Source organism: Enterococcus sp. HMSC078F03 (assembly GCF_001811595.1).
Lineage (GTDB): Bacteria > Bacillota > Bacilli > Lactobacillales > Enterococcaceae > Enterococcus > Enterococcus faecalis.
The window spans coordinates 1-1,223 of record NZ_KV805584.1 but is presented as its reverse complement, the minus strand read 5'-3'; the positions used below and the strand labels follow the sequence as shown (position 1 = coordinate 1,223).

1 protein-coding gene and 1 pseudogene are annotated in these 1,223 nt (G+C 30.4%); both read left to right on the top strand.

Annotated features, from left to right (window positions below):
• Positions 1-161: 161 nt before the first annotated feature.
• Positions 162-404: a hypothetical protein gene (locus HMPREF2810_RS16100; protein ID WP_002360881.1), complete on the top strand. Its 243-nt coding sequence runs from the start codon at positions 162-164 to the stop codon at positions 402-404.
• Between the two features lie 85 nt (positions 405-489).
• Positions 490-696 (top strand): annotated as a pseudogene (locus HMPREF2810_RS10970) (helix-turn-helix domain-containing protein); the annotation flags it as partial.
• Positions 697-1,223 lie beyond the last annotated feature (527 nt).

Below are 1,223 nucleotides of genomic sequence, written 5' to 3'. Positions count from 1 at the left end.
CAATTTATTTACACAAAATTATTGACGCTCCCTAGTGTACCCAAATGTAATTTTCATTAAACGTTTATATTATATAATTGTTGAAGAGGAGTTGAATAATAATGAATAGTGATAAAATAACCTTTGGAGGTGACTAATGAAGAGGGGAGGAAAAGGTTTGTATGCAAATCTATGCTCATGAAAGAGGAAATTCTTATGGATGTACGTATTTTATAAGTTTATGTGAAGAAGAGTTAGTAATAACGTTGGTATGGCAAGATAACTTTTTTACTTATAACAAGAAAGAGGTAGAGAGTAAAATAAATAAAATGAAGGGAATAAGCTCTTCGATAAAACAGGTAATCTACCAATTTATTGAGAAGACAAACTATTTATTGTATTTATCTTACAAGGAATTACACTAAAATTATGCACAAAAAAAGCAATCGACCACTGTACCGACCCCCAAAAGTTAGACCAAAAATCTAACTTCTGGAGGTCGGTATTTCTATGAGTAAATATAGTTTCGAACTAAAGATGACAATCATTCATGAGTATTTAAAAGGAAAAGGAGGGTATCCATATCTGGCAAAAAAATACGGTATTAAGAGTATGGGACAAGTAAGATATTGGGTTAAGAGTTATCAAGAGTTCGGTAAAGAAGGACTCCTTCGAAAACGTCAAAACCAAAGTTATTCTGGTCAATTCAAGATGGATAGATAAAAAAGCATTTAATGCGAATACTCAGAGTCAAGTAGATGCTGTTAAGAGCAGCAATACAGTCACGAATACAAAATGGACTATCAAAAATACAGAAAATCATTTAACTGTTTTGAATAATGGTAAATCAATAGATACTTTACCTTGGGGAAAAAAAGGATTTAAGAACTTAGGGAATGTGAATACGTATTCCAATCAGTATATTCATATCACACAAGACGCAGGATCTTACGTTTATAGTCCAGAACTCAAAGGTTGGGTTGACAAAAAAGGATTGAGTTCTAACTAAATACTATCCATGTCCCATAAACACAAATAAAAGGTCAGATTATATTTTGTCTGTCCTTTTTTTGTGTAAAAATTGAGTATTCTCAAAGTTTATACCGACTAATACTTATCTTTGGGTATTTTATATTATAAAATTTACGTGTAAAATAATGAGATAAAAATAGGTTCAGAAACTTTTAAGTTTTTGACCTATTTGTTTTTTTGTCACTTTTCTTTTTAAATGGCAAAATAAATTG

Coding starts and splice junctions, on each gene's coding strand:
- HMPREF2810_RS16100 (WP_002360881.1), top strand. CDS start 162: ATGCAAATCTATGCTCATGAAAGAGGAAATTCTTATGGATGTACGTAT.